This is a genomic window from Longimicrobiaceae bacterium (assembly GCA_035696245.1).
Classification (GTDB): domain Bacteria; phylum Gemmatimonadota; class Gemmatimonadetes; order Longimicrobiales; family Longimicrobiaceae; genus DASRQW01.
This window is the reverse complement of the sequence record DASRQW010000212.1, coordinates 1-3,835: the sequence shown is the minus strand read 5'-3', so window position 1 is coordinate 3,835 and position 3,835 is coordinate 1. Positions and strand designations below refer to the sequence as shown.

Annotated in this window: 5 protein-coding genes; 4 read left to right on the top strand and 1 reads right to left on the bottom strand. The window is 68.8% G+C overall.

Annotated elements, in window-relative coordinates; all coding sequences use genetic code 11:
• On the top strand, window positions 1–421 hold a 421-nt coding region (locus VFE05_09880), incomplete at its 5' end, for a sigma-70 family RNA polymerase sigma factor (protein HET6230363.1).
• Between the two features lie 114 nt (window positions 422–535).
• Here the strand turns inward: VFE05_09880 and VFE05_09875 are convergent.
• Entirely contained in the window at window positions 536–721 is a 186-nt protein-coding gene (locus VFE05_09875; protein ID HET6230362.1) for a hypothetical protein, read from the bottom strand.
• A gap of 456 nt (window positions 722–1,177) precedes the next feature.
• Here VFE05_09875 and VFE05_09870 point away from each other — a divergent pair, with 456 nt between their 5' ends.
• The 3 genes from VFE05_09870 to VFE05_09860 form a co-directional block, all read left to right on the top strand.
• Window positions 1,178–1,744, top strand: coding sequence for a hypothetical protein (locus VFE05_09870; protein HET6230361.1), 567 nt, complete (start codon window positions 1,178–1,180; stop codon window positions 1,742–1,744).
• A gap of 31 nt (window positions 1,745–1,775) precedes the next feature.
• A complete protein-coding gene (gene holA, locus VFE05_09865) occupies window positions 1,776–2,795 on the top strand; it encodes a DNA polymerase III subunit delta (GenBank protein ID HET6230360.1) in 1,020 nt (339 codons plus the stop codon).
• A 657-nt stretch (window positions 2,796–3,452) separates the two neighbouring features.
• Window positions 3,453–3,835, top strand: a 383-nt coding sequence (locus VFE05_09860; GenBank protein ID HET6230359.1) for a hypothetical protein, incomplete at its 3' end; no start/stop codon positions are given.

Genomic DNA, 3,835 nt, shown 5'->3' with positions numbered 1-3,835 from the left:
CTTCATCCGCGTCTACCGGCACCTGCACCGCTTCGACCAGAGCAAGAAGTTCTCGACCTGGATCTACACCATCGCGTCGAACCTGGCCAAGAACGAGCTGCGCAACCGCTCGCGCAACCCGCTGGTGCTCTTCACGTCCATCAAGAAGAGCTGGGACGCGGACCAGCGCCCGCTGGAGTGGGAGGACAACACCTACCGCCCGGACGACCTGTTCCGCAAGCGCCACCTGAAGAGCATGGTGGACTCGGCCGTGGACGTGCTGCCGGAGCACCACCGCACCGTGTTCGTGCTGCGCGAGATGGAGGGCAAGACGTACGAGGAGATCGCGGAGATCACGGGCTGCAACCTGGGCACGGTGAAGAGCCGGCTCAACCGCGCCAGGAACAACTTCGCGCAGATCATCGCGCCGCTTCTCGACTAGGAGGCTGCCGCACGGCCCTGCTCTCGTTCGATTGCAGTGAAGAGGGGGGCGCACCGGGATTCCCGGCGCGCCCCCCTCTCCTTCGTCCAACGGATGGCGAACCGGGCCGCCTCGCTACTTCAGTCCCCCCATCAGCCCGCCAAAGATGCCGCCGAAGATCCCGACGATGACCATCATGATCACCATCATGATGATGTACGCGGGGATCGATGCCAGCACGAACTTCAGGATCAGCACCACCATCTCGCCGAACGGGATCTGGACGCCGGTGACCACCACGCGATTGTCGGGAACGCTCATCGGGATCTCCTGGAGGGGACGGAACGGTGGGAAGGATGCACTGCCGCAGAGGGCGATGCGGCTCGCACGATACGCCCGGTTGCGAAGATACGGAAGCTTTTTCGTTACCCGTGCGGTGAAGGCGAAAGGCTGGGCATCGCCCGCGAGCGGAGAAGATCGACGGCCCGTGGCCCGGCGATCCGGTTCGCGAGAGGCGTAGCGCGGGTTGGAGGCGGAGAGTAACTTCTTACGGGTTCGGAAGATGTGGTGCGGCCTCACGTTAGCCGACCTTCGGCGGATCGGACGGGAGATCGGACGACGCCGTGCATCTCATGTCTAGGCTGTTTCGGCGGAACGGATGCAAGCGGCGCTACGGCGGGCGGGAACACTGGCCGGGGGTGCCGCGTACCAAAGGCTCCAACGTTCCACCGGCACGGCGCCGGGACGGTCCGGGTCTTTCCGCAGGCGGGGGGCAGCATGGTGGTGAACTGCGAGGTTTTCCTTGCCGAGTACTCGTCGCTCTGCGACGGGCTGCTCAGTGACGAGATGGCTGTGGAGATGGAGGTGCACCGCGACGAGTGCGAGAGCTGCGCGCGCTACGACCGCGTGCTGCGCCAGGGCACCGAGCTGTTCCGCGCCCTCCCGGAGCTGGAGGTCTCGGACGACTTCGGGGCGCGGCTGCAGCACCGCATCTGGCACGTGGAAGACGAGATGGCGTGGGAGCGCACGCAGGGATCCCGCGGCTCGGTGGCGGCCACGCTCTCCATCGCCGCGATGATCGCGTTCGCGGCGTGGGTGCCCACGGCGGCGCGCTCCACGCCGTCGCTGCCCACGGTGGCCGCCGGCCCGCCGCAGCTTCGCGAGCGCTTCGAGCGGGCCATCCGCATCCCCGACCTGTCGCGCTTCAACGGGCAGCGCGGGTTCGCCGCGCAGCTGGCCGACCTGGGCGTGCCGGTGCTCCAGACGCCGTACGACGTGGCGCTGCACGGCTCGCCGCTGGCGGTGGAGTCGTACGCGCAGGACCTGGCGGCGGCGCAGAAGTAGCCGCGCCCTTCACGCATCTCACCCCACGCCCGTGCCGCAGATCAGCCAGGACGCGCTCGCACGCACTCTCCGGGACCGCTCCCAGGGGAGTGTCTTTTTTTTCCACGGCGGCGAGGACTACCTGCGCGAGCAGGCGGTGGACCGCGCCGTGGCGGCGTACCTGGACGAGGCCACGCGCGACTTCAACTTCGACCAGCTGCGCGGCGCCGACGTGACGGCTGACGACCTGGCCTCGCTGCTCGCCACGCCGCCCATGATGGCCGAGTGGCGCGTGATGGTGGTGCGCGACGCCCAGGGCCTGTCGGTGAAGGCGCGCGAGGTGCTGCTGGCGGCGGCTGTGAAGCCCGAGCCGGGGCTGGCGCTGATCATCTCCGCGTCCATCCCGTCCGGCTCCAAGGCCAAGTTCTACGACGACTTGCAGCGCGCGGCCGTCTCCGTGGAGTACCCGGCGCTCGACGCGATGGACGCGCCGGGCTGGGTGATGGACCACGCGCAGCGCGAGCACGGGGTGGAGATGGACTCCGACGCGGCGCGGGCGCTGGTGGGCGCCATCGGCGTGGACCTGGGCACCCTCTCGGCCGAGGTGACGAAGCTGGTGGCGTACGCGCAGGACCGGAAGCGGATCGGGCTGGACGACGTGCGGGCGGTGGGCGGCGCGCTGCCCAAGCAGGACCGCTGGGCGTGGTTCGACATGGTGGCCGAACGGCGATTCCGCGAGGCGGTGGCGGCGCTGCCCATCCTGCTGGAGAGCGGCGAATCCGGCGTGGGCCTCATCATCGGGATGACGGCGCAGATCCTTCGCGTGGGCCTCGTGTGCGCGGGCGGCCAGGGCGCGCTGGAGCGCGAGCTGAAGCCGTTCCAGCGCTGGATGGCGAAGCGCATCGTCCCCACCGCGAAGAAGTGGACGCTTGCCGAGGTGGACCAGGCGCTGACCGAGCTTCTCCGCAGCGACCGCCTGCTCAAGTCTGCATCCCTCAGCGACCGCCAGGCCATGGAGGAGCTGCTCCTCCGCCTCTGGGCCATCGGCCGCAAGGACGCAAACGCCGCCTAGAGCAAGCGCGGAGATGCCCGTGGTCGGACCGACCGCGAACCCCATCCTCGCGGATTCGGATCGGCGCATCTCCATGTAGGGGTGCGATTTATCGCATCCGGAAACTCTCCGATGCGACGATGCCCGAGGTTCGCGGCCCAGGTGAGATGTGCAGACGGTTGATGATCATCGAAACGGACGCGAGCGAATCGCGTCCGTTTTGCGTTGGTGGATCGTGATCTGGGACGATCCGCATCTCCCGAAACCGAGTTGCGCATCTGCCGATGCGCGACATCTCCACCGCACGCTCGTGCATCCGCCGCCGCGCGGCGCGACATTGCCGATCGCATCGCGGTACCTCTGCACAACAGCGCGGGCGCGCGTCCTCGCGAGGCCCGCGAGGCACGTCACATCGGCATCGCCCAGGTGGGTAAACCCACGGGGCTACGACCGCGCGAAGCCCACGCGTGGGCTGCCGCTCGATCATCTCTGCGGGCCTGGAGCCTGTGCGCATCTTCAGAACAGCCGGCGTTTCGACAGATCGGGCGGAGCGCATTTCCCGAACGGTGCGCGTTGATCGTGAGGGGTGGCGCGACCGGCGGCGCGGGCACAGATTGGGGTTGACAACGCAACCTAATGATTCCGGTGGTTTCCACTCAAATAGACCGCGAAGAGACGATGGTGGATGAGCTGATCGCGCAGCTTCACGCGCTGGAGGCCGAGGGGCTGGCGGCGATCCGGGCGGCGGACGGGGCGGACGAGCTGGAGCGGCTGCGCGTGGAGTACGCCGGGCGCAAGGGCCGGCTCACGGGCGTGCTGCGGCGCCTGGGCGAGCTGTCCCAGGAGCAGCGGCCGGTGGTGGGCGCCGAGGCGAACCGGGTGAAGGACGCGCTCACCGCGCTTCTCGACGAGAAGTCCGCCGCCCACACGGCGCCGGAGCAGACGGGGCCGCGGCTGGACCTGTCGCTGCCCGGCCGCCGCCACTGGCGCGGCGGCCTGCACCCCGTGACGCAGGTGGTCGAGGAGATCTGCGACATCTTCCGCGACCTGGGGTTCAGCCG

Excerpts from the sequence above, each read along its gene's own strand:
- VFE05_09875 (HET6230362.1), bottom strand. The coding sequence starts at position 721 with ATGAGCGTTCCCGACAATCGCGTGGTGGTCACCGGCGTCCAGATCCCG.
- VFE05_09870 (HET6230361.1), top strand. The coding sequence starts at position 1,178 with ATGGTGGTGAACTGCGAGGTTTTCCTTGCCGAGTACTCGTCGCTCTGC.